This is a genomic window from Marinobacter sp. CA1 (genome assembly GCF_020546665.1).
Taxonomy (GTDB): Bacteria; Pseudomonadota; Gammaproteobacteria; order Pseudomonadales; family Oleiphilaceae; genus Marinobacter; species Marinobacter xestospongiae.
On sequence record NZ_CP071785.1, the window covers coordinates 2,265,845 to 2,280,161 of the forward strand.

The window sequence follows — 14,317 nt, forward strand, 5'->3', positions numbered from 1 at the left end:
TGCCCTCAGTTGTTCTCCAGCAGTTCGAAGCGCAGGCCCGCACGGGTGGTCAGCCGGTCCAGCAGAGACTGGCCCAGCAGACTGGCTGGAGTCCAGAAGCCGCCGGGGGCGTCCGGGTCGAGGTCGAACGCCAGACAGGCGCCGGCCTCACCCAGCATTTTGCCGGTGGAGCCATAGCCCGGGTCCCGGTCGCCAGTGACCCGGGTGCGGATGCTCTCGCCGGCCTCGGTATGGCCCACAAACCGCAGATCGTAGAAGCCGTTCTGCTGCGCTTCCGGGCTCGGGCCCTCGCCGGGTTTGGGCACCACAAAGCGCTCCAGGGCCCAGCGGGTTGGCTTGATGGCCGAGGCTGCCAGGAATCCACCGAGGGCCGCGGTGATGGCGTAGGCGGTCGCCCTGCCCTTGAGTCCGCGCCCGGTGAGCATGGCTTCGTCGTAGAGAAACTCCTTGCCATAGCCGGTCGCCATCAGTGCGTTGCTGCGATGAACGATGCGGGTGTTGATCGCCGCCATCACGAACGGTGCTGTCCAGGCGTCGAAGTCTTTGTCGTAACTAGCTGATTTTACGTTGGGCTGGCGCTGGCTTGAGCGGTGTCCCGGCGGGCAGATGGAGAACGGATTGGCCAGCTCCTTGCGCAGGGCCGGATCGGCTGCGGCCTCTTTGGCAACGTTCATCAGGCTGGCGACGGTGCCACCGGAGAACTCGCCCTTGGCAGCCTTGACCCGCATCTTGACCTGGGTGCAGTAATGACCAAAGGTCTGCTGCGCCTGTTGCTGCAGGAACAGCACGCCAAGGTCAGAGGGAATGGAATCAAAGCCGCAGCAATGCACGATGCGGGCGCCGGAGGCCTTGGCCTGGTCCTCGTAGCGCTCGATCATGGCGCGAATCCACTGCACTTCGCCAGTGAGGTCGCAGTAGTCGGTACCGGAGCTGACACAGGCTTTGATCAGCGGTTCACCGTACAGCGCGTAAGGGCCGACGGTAGAGATGATGACTCGGGTCTGCAGGCACAGTTCGTCGAGGGATTCCGGGCGACTGGCATCGGCCAGCAGGATAGGAAGCTCCCGGGCCCTTTCGCCCAGCTCATTCTTGAGGGTTTCCAGCTTGTGGCCGGAGCGGCCGGCGATGGCCCAACTGACGGTGCCGCCGACGCCGTAAGTTTCTGTCAGGTAGCGAGTGAGAATCTGTCCCACAAAACTGGTGGCACCAAACACCACCAGGTCGAACTGTTGCTTTTCCATAGTGCTCCCTTAGCCATTAGAGCGAAGTGAAACGTCAAGAGATCGGATCAGGCGGGCGCCGTGCCCCCATCAGGGCCAGGAAAACCGCCACCCCTAGCCCCCAGAATCCGTTAAGCAGCAAACCGCCCAGCCAGGTCGTCTGGGTAACGGCCAGACCTTTGAGTGGGAAGACCACCAGCATCGCCACCGCGGTTGGGAAGATCGCCCCCAATACCACCGACAGAGCCCAAAACGGTTTGGTTGCCAGGCGCCCAAGCAGGGCCCACAGCACCAGCCCCCATAGGCCACCGAAGAACGACAGTGACACCACAGCGGGAATCCCCAGGGGCGGAACAGGCTCGAAGTTGAACGGTTCGGCGGCAACCGCACCGGCGACGTGAAACAGGGTAAACAGACCCTGATGAAAAATCAGTGTCGCCAGGAAACCACTGACAAAGGCTTTCAACCATATCATCGTTCTATCCATCCGTTGGGCGGTAACGCCGAAAAGTGTGGCGCGATTCGCGATCTGGCGCAAATATCGGCAGTGGCCTGCAACTGCCTGGACGCTTTCTGTTTTTTGCGAAAGGGCTGATGCTTCTGCGGCAAAGGAAGCTGTCTGTTTTTCGGCGAGGGGGCTGTCTGGGCGGCCAATCGCATTCCCGGCCGGCTACTGCACACTGTGCCTGATATTCAAACATTGGGTCGGATAACGACAATGACAGCGATGAGGAACCTGGTGTGAGCTATCTACTGCTGACTGCGTTTGTAGCGCTGGCTGTGGTGACAGGCCTGCTCTATGTGGCCCTGCGCCGGCAGCAGCGCCTGTTTGCACGAACGCTGGCCCGACGTGGCGAAGAGAATCTGGAGCCGGAGATGGTGCTGACCCTGAAGGTCCGCGATCCTCTGGTGCTGGCCAAGCGGGAATCCCGCTCGGCGCGAATGGTGGCGGACCGGCTGCCGGTGATGGTCACCCGCATGGTGTACCAGCAGGTCCAGGAAGAGCTAGCGCTGGAGTTGAAAGAGCGGGACATCGACGTCGACCTGCAGATCGAGTACCGCTGAGGAGATGCCATGTCACTGATTCAAGGCGTAACCCTGATTCCTGCACTGGTGACCCTGGCGTTGGTGGCTCTGGCTGTGCGAGCGGCGTGGCGCAATCATCTGCTGGGCCGGCAGCTTGAGTGTGCCCTGCTCCGGGATCGCAGCGAGGCCGGGCGGCGGCGACTGGAGCGGCTGGAACGGCGTAACCGCAAGAAACTGATGGAAGAGAGCGTCCACGGCGGTACCACGGCGGTGGAGGCGCTGCACCGGACCATAACCGGGGTGACGTTTGATCTGGTGGACCGCTACTCCACCTCCGATGAGTTCCGGGCCAAGGCCCGCCGTGCCCGGGAGGTGCACGACGACACCACCCGCAGCCTGTATCGAGCCATCCGCTCCACCAACCGTGTACTGCATGTCTTGGGGGATATGGTTGGCCAACGCGGCAAGGATGAGGACAAGTCGGAACGCTGAGTGGCCATCAGTTTTTGACCAACAACAGGCAAAAAAAAGAGCGCCAATTGGCGCTCTTTTTGTGCTCGGGAAGAACTTACTTCTGCAGTTCTTCCTTGAGCTGGGGTACCGCTTCGAACAGGTCGGCAACCAGGCCGTAGTCCGCTACCTGGAAGATCGGTGCTTCTTCGTCCTTGTTGATCGCAACGATCACTTTGGAGTCAGACATACCCGCCAGGTGCTGGATGGCGCCGGAGATACCGACGGCAATGTACAGCTGCGGAGCAACGATCTTACCGGTCTGGCCTACCTGCATGTCGTTCGGTACGAAACCGGCGTCAACAGCGGCACGGGAGGCACCAACGGCCGCACCCAGAACATCAGCCACTTCTTCAAGCATCTTGAAGTTGTCGCCGTTCTGCATGCCACGGCCACCGGAGATGACGATTCCGGCGCTGGCCAGGTCCGGACGATCGGATTCGGCTTTCTCTTCGCCAACGAAGGAAGACAGACCGGCATCCTTAACAGTGTCCAGGGCCTCAACCGCTGCGGAACCACCTTCGGCCGGTACGGCGTCGAACGCGGTCGGACGAACGGTGATGACCTTCACGCTGTCGCTGCTCTTGACGGTCGCGATGGCGTTACCGGCGTAGATCGGACGAACGAAGGTGTCTTCAGATTCAACACGGATGATGTCGGAGATCTGGGCAACGTCCAGCAGCGCAGCAACGCGCGGCATGAAGTCTTTGCCAGTAGTACCGGCAGCCGCGAGAATGTGGCTGTAGCCTTTGCCTGCTTCGGCAACCAGCTCGGACAGGTTTTCAGCCAGGAAGTGGCCGTAGGCTGCGTTGTCGGCAACCAGAACCTTGTTCACGCCATCAACTTTGGCAGCTGCTTCGGCAACACCGCCGCAGTTTTCGCCGGCAACCAGAACGTCCACATCGCCGCCGATGGCCTTGGCCGCAGCAACCACGCTTTGGGTAGCCTGTTTCAGGCTGCTGTTATCGTGTTCAGCAATTACCAGGATGCTCATTTAGATCACCTTCGCTTCGTTCTTCAGTTTATCAACGAGTTCCGCAACGTCAGCCACCTTGATGCCCGCCTGGCGTGCTGCCGGAGCTTCAACTTTCAGGGTGGACAGGCGCGGGGCGATCTCAACACCCAGATCGGCCGGGCTGATAGCCTCGAGCGGCTTCTTCTTGGCCTTCATGATGTTCGGCAGAGAAGCGTAGCGCGGCTCGTTGAGACGAAGGTCGGTGGTGACCACCGCCGGGAGGTTCAGGGAGACAGTCATCAGACCACCGTCAACCTCACGGGTAACGTTTACTTTCTCACCGTCAACAACAACTTCGGAAGCGAAGGTGCCCTGACCCATACCGGTCAGCGCGGCCAGCATCTGGCCAGTCTGGTTGTTGTCGGAATCGATGGACTGCTTGCCCAGGATAACCAGCTTGGGCTCTTCCTTCTCGACAACAGACTTGAGCAGCTTGGCCGCTTCGAGAGACTGAACCTCTTCTTCTGTTTCGATATGGATACCACGGTCGGCACCCAGTGCCAGAGCGGTACGGATCTGCTCTTGGGCGGCCTTGGGACCAATGGAAACCACGACGATTTCAGTAGCAACGCCCTTCTCTTTCAGGCGAACCGCTTCTTCTACCGCGATTTCACAGAAAGGGTTCATTGCCATCTTGACGTTGGCGAGATCAACGCCGGTGTTGTCCGGTTTTACCCGCACCTTAACGTTGTAGTCGATTACTCGTTTTACAGCGACCAGAACCTTCATAGATTCCTCGTTCTTCTACGATGGGTTTAATGACTCGCAATCAGAAATACTCGCGAATGGCTTCGCTTGGAGTTGGTCAGCACGGCGGCAGAGTATTCATGATTCCTGTCGTACCGGTGAACCCGCGGGTACAAACCGGCTGTTCAAACAGTACCTAAGCGCAGGACTCACGGTCAGGGCGCCCTAATACTGAAGGCAAAGCCCGGGCGGGTCAATAGTCCCCAACGACGCCCGAAAGCCGCTATATAGGCCAACGGAAGGGTGTATTGACGTCCACGGTGCGATGAGACGATACTAAAAAACGACTCAAATTACACCCGTGTTGGCCCTCCCCGGTTTCAGGCGTCTTCTATTAAGGAAGCGCCCGATCGCAAGAGACGGAACTCCGCCCGTGATTTCCCTGGCCGCAGTCAGTGCAGGCCTGGGGTCACGCGCTCAAACGCTGTGAGCCAGCTAACAATGCCAAAGGAATCGGCAAAATTCAAACAAACGTTTGTTTGATTCTGCGATTGTTATATCCTAGAGGGCCATAAGGCCAGCCAAAGTGGCCTTCGGGAGTCGTGTAGGCGGCCAGAGTCCGCTATTATTACGCCCCCTGAGCGGCCTGGTGGCTGCCAGCAAAAATAGAGAGACAGGATTTTTCTTCGCAATTCGAAACAGCTTGCTCTGTTATTCCGGTGGCCGCGCGCGCCGGGCGGTTGAGCGACCGAGCGTCGAAGTCCTTATATCCACTAAGAAGTTTGAGGAGACCAACGTGGAACGCGAATCGATGGAATTTGATGTTCTGATCGTCGGCGGAGGCCCTGCCGGCCTGTCAGCGGCCTGCCGCGTCATGCAGTTGGCGCAGGAAGCTGGCGAAGAACTGACCGTCTGTGTTGTCGAAAAAGGTTCGGAGATCGGCGCGCACATCCTCGCCGGTACCGTATTTGAGCCGACGGCCCTCAATGAACTGTTCCCGGACTGGAAAGAAAAAGGCGCCCCGCTGAACACGCCGGTAACCCGGGACGATATCTTCCTGCTCAAGAACCAGGAAGCCGCCACCAAGGTTCCCAACGCCTTTGTGCCCCGCAACATGCACAACCATGGCAACTACATCATCAGTCTTGGCAACCTCTGCCGCTGGCTGGCCGAGCAGGCCGAAGCCCTGGGCGTTGAGGTATACCCCGGCTTTGCCGCTTCCGAGACCATCGTTGAGGATGGCCAAGTCAAAGGCATCATCACCGGTGACATGGGTGTTGCCCGTGATGGCAGTGAGAAAGACGGCTTCATGCCTGGCATGGAACTGCGCGCCAAGTACACCCTGTTCACCGAAGGCTGCCGTGGTCACCTGGGCAAGCGCCTGATCAAGGATTACAACCTCGATGAAGGCAAAGACCCACAACACTACGGTATCGGTATCAAGGAACTGTGGGATATCGATCCGGCCAAACACGAGCCGGGCCTGGTGGTTCACACCACGGGCTGGCCGCTGAACGAGTCCGGCTCTACCGGTGGTTCTTTCCTGTACCACCTGGAAAATGGCCAGGTTTACGTTGGCCTGATTACCGACCTGTCCTACAGCAACCCGCACCTGAGTCCGTTTGAGGAATTCCAGCGCCTGAAGCTGCACCCAGAAGTGAAGAAATATCTGGAAGGCGGCAAGCGCGTGGCCTACGGTGCCCGGGCTATCGCCAAGGGCGGCTTCAACGCCCTACCGAAGATGAGCTTCCCGGGCGGCCTGCTGCTGGGCTGTGATGCCGGAACGCTGAACAGCTCCAAGATCAAAGGCTCTCACACCGCCATGAAGTCTGGTCTGCTGGGTGCTGAAGCGGTCTTTGAAGCATTGAAGGAAGGCAAGTCTGGCGAAGAGATCACCAGCTTCGGCGATCGCTTCAAGAACAGCTGGCTGTACAAGGAGCTCTACGACGAGCGTAACTTTGGCCCGGCCATGCACAAGTTCGGCAACATCGTCGGTGGCGCTGTGGCATTCTTCGAGCAGAACATCCTGCGCGGTAGCCTGCCCCTCACCTTCCACGACACCACACCGGATTACGCCACCCTGAAGCCGGCATCCGAGGCCAAAAAGATCAATTATCCGAAGCCGGACAACGTGCTGACGTTTGATCGACTGTCATCGGTGTTTGTATCCAACACCAACCACGAGGAAGACCAGCCGGTTCACCTCAAACTGACAGACGCCGAGATTCCGCTGAAGGAAAACCTGCCCAAGTACGACGAGCCTGCGCAGCGTTACTGCCCGGCGGGTGTATACGAGGTGGTGGAAGCGGACGATGGCAGCGGCAAGAAGTTCCAGATCAACGCCCAGAACTGCGTGCACTGCAAAACCTGCGACATCAAGGACCCGGCCCAGAACATCACCTGGGTAACGCCGGAAGGCGGCGGTGGCCCCAACTACCCGAACATGTAATTACCGCTGTTCGTAAAAAGCGGCCCTTCGGGGCCGTTTTTTTATGTCTCCTGTTCGCGCGCAGAGATCAAAAAAAACGGCCCCGACCAGAAGGCGCGCAATGCGCCTGCCGGACGGGGCCGTCGCGTCCGTTAAGGACGGTTGCCTGTCGGCAATCAGTGCACGTGACCGTGCTCCTGCTCTTCGTCGGTGGCGTCGCGGGTTTCTACGACTTCCACGTCAAAGTGCAGGGTCTGGCCAGCCAGCGGGTGGTTGGCGTCGATGGTGACGGTTTCGTCAGCCACTTCAACAACCCGTACGATCTGGGGGCCGCCTGGGGTCTGGGCCTGGAACTGCATGCCTGGCTCGATGGTTTCTACACCTTCGAAAGCGGTACGCGGTACTGGCTGGATCAGTTCTTCATTGACCTCGCCGTAGCCATCTGCCGGAGCGACTGTCACCTTCAGCTGGTCACCGCTGCTTTTCTCGTTCAGGGCGCTTTCCAGGCCACTGATGATGTTTTGGGCACCTTCCAGGTAGGACAGGGGCTCACGACCTTCTACACGGGAGGAATCCAGTTCTTCTCCCTGGTCGTTGGTCAGAGTGTAGTGAATGGAGACAACGCGAGGTTGGGCCATGTGTTCTCCTTGCGGGTCGCAATGACTGTTAGTTGGTTTGCGGGCGATCGAAAGTGATCGTGAACAGCCGGACTGCACAGAGGGACTAACGACCACCAAGCCTCGTTATTGAGCTTGGCTCGGTAACAAGATCGAACGGACAGTTTAACAGGCCGAAGACGGCCAACGCCACCGTGCACGCCGGGATTTCAGCCCAGCGGGAAAAACTCCCCGCCGCTCCAAATGCCGTAGCCTTGTCCGTCATCCTCAACTACCTGCTCTGCCAGGTCGTAGAAGGTGGCGGTTGTCAGCCGGGCTTCCAGTCCGTGGCGGACCCGGATCACCGGCCGGGGTTCTTCGCTGTTGGGGTAATGGCCGACGGACAGGGGGTGGTCAGCCCCAACCGGCAAGCGCTCATCCATGTTGGTGGTCAACCAGAGTTGCTGCTTGCTGCCCTCGCCTTCCCGCTCCAGCCCGTGGGCCAGAAGTGGCGCGTCCTCAACCTGGATGCGCCATTTCTCCACCGGGGTTACCAGGTAGTAGTCGCCGTCGTCCTCGCGACGCAGGATGGTCGAGAACAACTGGGCGATGGCCGCTCGTTTCAGGGGCTCGCCCTGGTACAGCCAGGTACCGTCGCGCAAGATGCGGATATCGATGTCGCCGGACAGCTCTGGATGCCACGTCTCCAGCGGCGGCCGGCTCCGGCCGCTGTCGGCGGCGGCCTGGATCTGGTCGGCCAGTTGCTTGGGATCACGACTCATGGTGCCTCTCCTGATTCTGGACGTTCCGGTGTCACAGTCCGCGCATCCACTCCGGGCGCAAGGCAGCAGCTCCCGGATTGGCGATAGCCAGGTTCACCTGCTCCAGCAGGCGCTCCTTGTCGCGCCCCAGGGTGCCCTTGAGCACCAGGTAGTTGGAGGCGTGGTCACTGCGGAAGATGGTTTTTTCCAGCTCCAGATGCTCGAGGAACAGGCGGATCTCGTTGAACAGGCCGTCCTGGTTGAGCATCTCAAAGTCGCCACCGAAACCTTCCCGGAAGCGCTCCTCTCCCTGCGGAAAGCTGACCACCAGCGTGGACAGGTAATTGGGCTGGGTGTCGTTGCACAGCCGTGCGGTGTTGATGGCGTGCTGCTCGGACAGTTCGGTGCCCCCCAGTCCGTTCAATACCATGACCGAGCTGGTCAGACCGGCGGCGTGGATCTTGTCGAGGGCGGAACGGGTCGACTCGTAGGTCTCCCCCTTGTTGACTCGGCGCAACACCTCGTCGTCGCCGGATTCCATCCCCACGTACATGAAGTGCAGGCCGGCGGCTTTCAGCTCGGCCAGCTCCTCCACGGTTTTCTTCGCCAGGTTGCGCGGCAGGCAGTAACTCGATACCCGCTGCAGGTCCGGAAATGCCTGATGCAGATCCCGGAGGATCGCCAGCAGGCGCCGGGTGGGCAATACCATGGCATCACCGTCGGCAAGGAATACGCGACGGACACTGCCGAAAGCTCTGGCAGCCCGTTCGATGTCCTGGCGGATATCCTCGTCTTTGCGGGCACGAAACTTCTTCTGCGGCTGGGTGTACATTTCGCAGAAGGTGCAGCGGTTCCAGGAGCAGCCATTGGTGACGGGAAGGATCAGCGACTTGGCCTCGCTGGGCGGCCGGAAGACCGGCTCGATGTAATCAATCGGAAACTGGTTCATAGCAAATTCGACGGTTGTTGGTGACGCTCTTCAATGGAGCGTTCTGGTTATCAGCGTGGGTTGTCCGCTCACGGCAGGAACTGGGCCCGCAGATCGGCGCACCCCGGGCCGGCAATGGGCATGTCGAGCATGACGGCCTGGCTGGTCATAAAGGGAATGCCGTGTCGGTGGCCGTCCACCAGCAGTGTCGACAGTGCGCCGACGAACGGCATGTGCGACACCAGCATCAGGGCGTCGGGTGCCGAGCGGATCAGTTCGTCCAGGCATTCGCCCGGATCGTCATCGGGGGTGATGAAGGGCTTTTCGATCACCGGGCAGTTGAGGATTTCGGAAACGATGGTGGCGGTCTGGTGAGCCCGCACCAGCGGGCTGGACCAGATCTCACTGGGCCGCCAGGGAGAGTCCGCCAGCTTGCGGGCAACGGCGGCCGTCGCCAGTCGACCGGCTTCGGTCAGCTCCCGCTGCTGGTCCAGGGTATGCCAGCCGGCTTCGCCGTGGCGCATGATCAACAGGTTCATCGGCATACCACCCTGGTCATCAGTAGGTCAGCGTTCGCGGCAGTATAAACTCCACATCGGAATTCTGCACCGCCATCATCAGGCCATTGATAACGGCCTTGATGGACGCGCCGCCGTGGATGATCTCATAGAGGCCCCGCACCAGCGGCATGTAGATGCCGGCGTCTTCAGCCTTCTCCTTCACCAGTTGCAGGGTGTGGATGCCTTCGGCAACCTGGCCAAGTTCGGCAGCGGCGTCCTCGAGGGAAGCGCCCTTGCCCACCGCGTAACCCACCCGGTAGTTGCGGCTTTTTGAGGAGGTGCAGGTCACCACCAGATCGCCGACACCGGCCAGCCCCATGAAGGTCATGGGATTGGCACCGAGACTGACGGCAAATCGGCTCATCTCCGCCAGGCTGCGGGTGATCAGCATGGCCTTGGCGTTCTCGCCCAGATCCAGCGCCGCGGCCAGGCCGGAGACGATGGCATAGATGTTCTTCAGTGCACCGGCCAGCTCCACGCCGTAGATGTCGACATTGGCGTAGACCCGGAAATACTCACAGCCCAGCAGCCCCTGCACAGTGCGGCGAACATCCGGGTCTTTGGCGGCAATCACAGTGGCGGTCAGGTCGCGGTTAACAATCTCGCCCGCCAGGTTGGGCCCGCTGAGCACCCCGATCCGGGTGCGGGGAATCTCTTCCTGGAGGATCTCGCTCATCAGCTTGAAGCCGTGGCGTTCGATGCCCTTGGTCAGGCTGACTACGATCTGGTCGTTGCAGAAATCCGCGGCGTGTTGCTGGATCACCGCGCGGAAGGCCTTGCTGGGAATGGCGACAAACACCGCCTCGGCCGACTGCACGGCCGTGGAGAAATCGGTGGTGGGGCGAATGTCACCCGTCAACTGGATTCCGGGCATGTAACGCTGGTTGGTGCCCTGCTCTGCCACTTCCCGGGCCTGTTCGCCATCGCGCATCCAGAAGTGCACAGTGTGGCCGTTCTCCGCCAGCACCTTGGTGATGGCCGTGCCAAAGCTGCCACCGCCGAGCACGGCGACCTGCTTCTTCTGGTCGGAGTGGGATGAGGTTGAGTGAGATTGTTGAGACATAGGGTTTCCGTCTACGCATCCATGAGAACGTACTGTGTGGCTGGAGCACGGCGGAGCGGCGTCGCCCTCGCATTACACCCGTGACAGTGCGTGCAACCGTGGCAACACAAGCCAATGCAGTGGGCAGTGACTCAGCCGTGGTCCTCGCATTCCAGCGCCCGGACAAGATTCTTGAACTCTTCGCGGTTCTTGCTGTTCAGGCCCATCAGTACGCGGTGAGCGTCCAGTACCTTGTCGCGGACCTGGTGTTCGCTGGCCCGCAGGACTGGAATTTCTTCTAGTTCTTCAATTCGAGAGGCGGGTTCGCGAACAATGATGAAGATCTTGTCGAACCCCATAGAGGTGATGATTCGGGTAATGTCCGGGTTGGTCGAAATCAGTGTGGGCAGGAATTTGCTCTGTCGGTGGGCGGCCATCGCGATCTTCGCCAGCAGTCCCAGGGTGGTGCTGTCGATGATTTCGGTTTCCGTCAGATCAATCACCACCGTCTTGAAGTGCGGGTCCTGGGTGATGGATTCCACCAGATTATCCAGCGTCGAACACAGGTTCAGACGGATCTCGCCAATAAACTTGAGGACGTAGATGCCCTGTTTCTCAGCTTGGAGGATCTTGTAGCCAGCCATGTTCACACTGCCACTATTTCGACTCGGGGCTGTCCGTCAGCAAGGGTCCGTTTGCTGGGGCAGCGGTTGATTCGCCATCGGTCGCGGGTACTCCATCGGAATCGGACTCAGCTACAGTGACGTCTGACCCGGACAGAGCTCTATCGGACACAGATACAATCGCGATGTCATCCGGCAGCTCGTTCATCTCACCAAGCTGCAGGGCGTCGCTCAAAGATGCGATAGTGTGACGACCTCCTGATACGAGTTCAAGTAATCTCGCCTCCTTTTCGGCGAGGCTCTTGGCCTTTATAACTTCCAGTATTCCATCGGAAAACAGATATAACTGGAATGGTCTGTCCAGGCGAACCTGGTACACCTCCCACTCGGGATCTTCGAACAGTCCCACCGGTAATCCGTTGCCCTCAAGAAACAGCGTTTCCCCCTGCTCGAAAGACAGGATGGGCATCGGGAAATGGGCACCGACCGCGTAGGTCAGCGTGCGTTCTTTCTCCGAAATAATGCCTACAAACACTGTGACATGTTTTCCCAGCCCGGTATCCAGCAATTCCGAATTAATTCGCTGCAGGAACCGGTCGGGGTACAGAATGTCGTCGCTGGAACCTCGCCGCAGGTTGCGCTGGAGCCGGTTGGTCAGATTCTTCAGCAGTACGGTGACAAACGCCGAACTGGCGCCATGGCCGGATACATCGGCGATGTAGACCAGGGTCTGGTCGCGGGAAATGCGGAAGTAGTCGAGGAAATCACCGCTCAGGTAGAGCGACGGTTTGATCAGGTGATCAATGTCCAGCGCTCCGAGCTGGTAGTCGTGCTCCGGCAGCATCTTGAGCTGAACCTTGCGACCGGCCCGCTGATCAGCGCGCAGCTCCGAGATACCGGCCCGCAGATCGCTGTTGGCTTCCTCAAGCTCCTGGCGATATAGCTGGTTGAGCCGGTTCACCCGAACCCGGTCAAACAGCTTGCCCAGCACGTCATCGATCAGCGACTTGTCACGCAGCGGTTTGAGCACAAAGTCCTCCGCGCCGGCACGAAGGGCCTCCACAACCACGGTGGCTTCGGCGGTTTCGCCGTAGGCAATGACGGGGATGAAGGTGTCCGTGGCTTCAAGCTGGTCGCAGAGTTTACGGAGGTCGGCGGGTGACAGGTCGGCGAAGACGGCGTCAGGCCGGGGTTCGGAGGACAGGGCCTTTGCGGATGCCAGATCGGCGTAGCCGCAGACATAGAAGCCCTTGGATTCAAGGTAACGATCCAGTTCCTGTCGGGATGTTTCATCCGGATCGATGATCACGATGCGCTCGGTGCGCGAGGTCATGGCTGTCGCCCTAAACTACCAGTGTGAAACGACAAATCGCTTGGAAGAGTCCATATTTGCCTATTCTGGCACGTCCCTGTGATATAACAAGACACGAATCCGTCTGTTGGAGACAATTTCACAATGCGCAGCGCCGTAAACGACCTGCTTGGTGCTTATGACAAGCTGATCATGGACCCGGTTCACGGTGGTATTCCGCTTTACCGCCACGAGATTCGGGTCATCGACCACCCGCTGTTCCAGCGACTGCGCAACATCTGCCAGAACGACATCCTCAGCCTGGTGTTTCCCGGCGCCACCCACTCCCGTTTCCTCCACAGCGTGGGCGTCATGCACGTGGGTGGGCGCATGTTCCGGGCGATGATCGATGCCTACCTGCGGGAGAAGCAGCTCAGCGAACAGGTGGATCTGACCCTGAGCCAGCTCGATGCCATCGATTACCTCACCAAGGTGATCCGTCTTGGTTGCCTGCTGCATGACAGCGGCCACTCCAGTTTCTCTCACCAGTTCACCCAGGCGCGGCGGATCAACGAGCTGATGGCTCGGGGCAACCGCTTTGAGGAACTGTGGCGGGGGGAGGATTACCGGCGGTACTACCCCGACCAGCCACCGGAGCTGGAGCACGAGCACTATTCCGTGCGGGTGGCCCATGATGTTCTGGGTGCCATCGGGCTGGATGAGGCTGGCCTGCATACGGAGGACGTGCTGGGGATCATGGAGACCACAGACGTGGTGCCCAGCGAGGCCTTCTGTCGTCACGCCCGGACCTTCTGGTCGTTCATCGCCGGTGGTGACGCCGACAGCGGCGCCCTCGCCCACGAGAACATCCCCCGGCTGGTGATGGACCTGCTGTCATCCATCGTGTCCGGAGAGATTGATGCCGATCGGGCCGATTACATGCTACGGGACGGCTTCCACTCATCGGTCACCATTGGCGGGTTCAATCTGGACCACCTGCTCAGTAACCTCCGGTTTGGCTGGGAGGTGGAAACACCCTGGCTGGGCCTGGCGATTACCCACAAGGGTCTGGGTGCGCTGGAGGATTTCGTCTACAGCCGACACCAGATGTACCGCAAGGTCTATGCCCACAAGACCGCCCTGGGTTTTGACTGGCTGCTGAGGGAGGCCATCAACGAAGTGCTGGAGGAATCCGAGACCTTTGACTGGGTCGACACCTGCCTCAGCGATATGACCCATTTTGCCGACCTGACCGACAGCTTCTTCTGGGAAGCCTTCCGCCGCTACGCCCGCCGGCACCCACGGAGCTACTCACGCTGCATTGTTGATCGGGTCAAACTGGATCACCTCGATACCCGTGAGAACCTCACTCAGCAGGCGATCCAGAACCACTGCCAGGCGCTGGAGCAGCAGCTGGGAATGGCCGCTGGCGAAGTGGTGACCTGCTCGATGCGGGCCCGCTTCTCCAATATCCAGGACAACTTCAACGGCATCAAGGTGTTGATGAAGGACCCGATCCACCGCACCCGCAGCCTGAAGAAGATTACCGATGTCAGCGCCTTTTTCAGCAAGTTTGGCGATGGCACCATCACCCACTTCTACCGTCGCCCGGCCCTGCTTAGGAACTGAC

At 59.8% G+C, this 14,317-nt stretch carries 15 protein-coding genes; 4 read left to right on the forward strand and 11 right to left on the reverse strand.

Annotated elements, in window-relative coordinates; genetic code table 11:
- Positions 1 to 5 precede the first annotated feature (5 nt).
- Both J2887_RS10375 and J2887_RS10380 read right to left on the reverse strand, forming a co-directional pair.
- Entirely contained in the window at positions 6 to 1,241 is a 1,236-nt protein-coding gene (locus tag J2887_RS10375; protein WP_227175927.1) for a saccharopine dehydrogenase family protein, read from the reverse strand.
- A gap of 34 nt (positions 1,242 to 1,275) precedes the next feature.
- Entirely contained in the window at positions 1,276 to 1,695 is a 420-nt protein-coding gene (locus J2887_RS10380; protein WP_227175928.1) for a hypothetical protein, read from the reverse strand.
- 266 nt (positions 1,696 to 1,961) lie between these two features.
- On the opposite strand from J2887_RS10380, the gene J2887_RS10385 reads away from it, so the two are divergent.
- Together J2887_RS10385 and J2887_RS10390 are read left to right on the forward strand one after the other, a co-directional pair.
- A complete protein-coding gene (locus J2887_RS10385) occupies positions 1,962 to 2,285 on the forward strand; it encodes a hypothetical protein (protein WP_227175929.1) in 324 nt (107 codons plus the stop codon).
- A gap of 9 nt (positions 2,286 to 2,294) precedes the next feature.
- Positions 2,295 to 2,738, forward strand: coding sequence for a hypothetical protein (locus J2887_RS10390; RefSeq protein WP_227175930.1), 444 nt, complete (start codon positions 2,295 to 2,297; stop codon positions 2,736 to 2,738).
- A 76-nt stretch (positions 2,739 to 2,814) separates the two neighbouring features.
- On the opposite strand, the gene J2887_RS10395 is transcribed toward J2887_RS10390, so the two are convergent.
- Complete coding sequence (locus tag J2887_RS10395; protein WP_227175931.1) at positions 2,815 to 3,750, reverse strand: electron transfer flavoprotein subunit alpha/FixB family protein; 936 nt, start codon at positions 3,748 to 3,750, stop codon at positions 2,815 to 2,817.
- The gene (locus J2887_RS10400; RefSeq protein WP_227175932.1) at positions 3,751 to 4,500 is read right to left on the reverse strand and encodes an electron transfer flavoprotein subunit beta/FixA family protein; all 750 of its coding nucleotides are present in this window, start codon (positions 4,498 to 4,500) and stop codon (positions 3,751 to 3,753) included.
- A 754-nt stretch (positions 4,501 to 5,254) separates the two neighbouring features.
- Here J2887_RS10400 and J2887_RS10405 point away from each other — a divergent pair.
- Positions 5,255 to 6,907 (forward strand): electron transfer flavoprotein-ubiquinone oxidoreductase, encoded by a 1,653-nt coding sequence (locus J2887_RS10405; protein ID WP_227175933.1) that lies wholly within the window; start codon positions 5,255 to 5,257, stop codon positions 6,905 to 6,907.
- A 155-nt stretch (positions 6,908 to 7,062) separates the two neighbouring features.
- Here J2887_RS10405 and J2887_RS10410 read toward each other — a convergent pair whose 3' ends face one another.
- The 7 genes from J2887_RS10410 to J2887_RS10440 form a co-directional block, all read right to left on the reverse strand.
- A complete protein-coding gene (locus tag J2887_RS10410; RefSeq protein WP_227175934.1) occupies positions 7,063 to 7,524 on the reverse strand; it encodes an FKBP-type peptidyl-prolyl cis-trans isomerase in 462 nt (153 codons plus the stop codon).
- Positions 7,525 to 7,712: 188 nt separating this feature from the next.
- Positions 7,713 to 8,264, reverse strand: a complete 552-nt coding sequence (locus tag J2887_RS10415; protein ID WP_227175935.1) for a DUF1285 domain-containing protein — start codon at positions 8,262 to 8,264, stop codon at positions 7,713 to 7,715.
- 31 nt (positions 8,265 to 8,295) lie between these two features.
- Positions 8,296 to 9,192, reverse strand: a complete 897-nt coding sequence (locus J2887_RS10420) for a radical SAM protein (RefSeq protein WP_227175936.1) — start codon at positions 9,190 to 9,192, stop codon at positions 8,296 to 8,298.
- 68 nt (positions 9,193 to 9,260) lie between these two features.
- A complete protein-coding gene (locus J2887_RS10425; RefSeq protein WP_227175937.1) occupies positions 9,261 to 9,710 on the reverse strand; it encodes a SixA phosphatase family protein in 450 nt (149 codons plus the stop codon).
- A gap of 19 nt (positions 9,711 to 9,729) precedes the next feature.
- The gene (locus J2887_RS10430) at positions 9,730 to 10,794 is read right to left on the reverse strand and encodes an NAD(P)H-dependent glycerol-3-phosphate dehydrogenase (protein WP_227175938.1); all 1,065 of its coding nucleotides are present in this window, start codon (positions 10,792 to 10,794) and stop codon (positions 9,730 to 9,732) included.
- A 131-nt stretch (positions 10,795 to 10,925) separates the two neighbouring features.
- Complete coding sequence (locus J2887_RS10435) at positions 10,926 to 11,417, reverse strand: STAS domain-containing protein (RefSeq protein ID WP_227175939.1); 492 nt, start codon at positions 11,415 to 11,417, stop codon at positions 10,926 to 10,928.
- Between the two features lie 13 nt (positions 11,418 to 11,430).
- Positions 11,431 to 12,729, reverse strand: a complete 1,299-nt coding sequence (locus J2887_RS10440; protein WP_227175940.1) for a PP2C family protein-serine/threonine phosphatase — start codon at positions 12,727 to 12,729, stop codon at positions 11,431 to 11,433.
- Positions 12,730 to 12,852: 123 nt separating this feature from the next.
- On the opposite strand from J2887_RS10440, the gene J2887_RS10445 reads away from it, so the two are divergent.
- Positions 12,853 to 14,316, forward strand: coding sequence for an HD domain-containing protein (locus tag J2887_RS10445; protein WP_227175941.1), 1,464 nt, complete (start codon positions 12,853 to 12,855; stop codon positions 14,314 to 14,316).
- Position 14,317 lies beyond the last annotated feature (1 nt).

What these genes read in the sequence shown, in the direction of transcription:
- J2887_RS10375 (WP_227175927.1), bottom strand. Translation starts at nt 1,241, where the DNA reads ATGGAAAAGCAACAGTTCGACCTGGTGGTGTTTGGTGCCACCAGTTTT.
- J2887_RS10380 (WP_227175928.1), bottom strand. Translation starts at nt 1,695, where the DNA reads ATGATATGGTTGAAAGCCTTTGTCAGTGGTTTCCTGGCGACACTGATT.
- J2887_RS10390 (WP_227175930.1), top strand. Translation starts at nt 2,295, where the DNA reads ATGTCACTGATTCAAGGCGTAACCCTGATTCCTGCACTGGTGACCCTG.
- J2887_RS10395 (WP_227175931.1), bottom strand. Translation starts at nt 3,750, where the DNA reads ATGAGCATCCTGGTAATTGCTGAACACGATAACAGCAGCCTGAAACAG.
- J2887_RS10400 (WP_227175932.1), bottom strand. Translation starts at nt 4,500, where the DNA reads ATGAAGGTTCTGGTCGCTGTAAAACGAGTAATCGACTACAACGTTAAG.
- J2887_RS10410 (WP_227175934.1), bottom strand. Translation starts at nt 7,524, where the DNA reads ATGGCCCAACCTCGCGTTGTCTCCATTCACTACACTCTGACCAACGAC.
- J2887_RS10415 (WP_227175935.1), bottom strand. Translation starts at nt 8,264, where the DNA reads ATGAGTCGTGATCCCAAGCAACTGGCCGACCAGATCCAGGCCGCCGCC.
- J2887_RS10420 (WP_227175936.1), bottom strand. Translation starts at nt 9,192, where the DNA reads ATGAACCAGTTTCCGATTGATTACATCGAGCCGGTCTTCCGGCCGCCC.
- J2887_RS10425 (WP_227175937.1), bottom strand. Translation starts at nt 9,710, where the DNA reads ATGAACCTGTTGATCATGCGCCACGGCGAAGCCGGCTGGCATACCCTG.
- J2887_RS10430 (WP_227175938.1), bottom strand. Translation starts at nt 10,794, where the DNA reads ATGTCTCAACAATCTCACTCAACCTCATCCCACTCCGACCAGAAGAAG.
- J2887_RS10435 (WP_227175939.1), bottom strand. Translation starts at nt 11,417, where the DNA reads ATGGCTGGCTACAAGATCCTCCAAGCTGAGAAACAGGGCATCTACGTC.
- J2887_RS10440 (WP_227175940.1), bottom strand. Translation starts at nt 12,729, where the DNA reads ATGACCTCGCGCACCGAGCGCATCGTGATCATCGATCCGGATGAAACA.
- J2887_RS10445 (WP_227175941.1), top strand. Translation starts at nt 12,853, where the DNA reads ATGCGCAGCGCCGTAAACGACCTGCTTGGTGCTTATGACAAGCTGATC.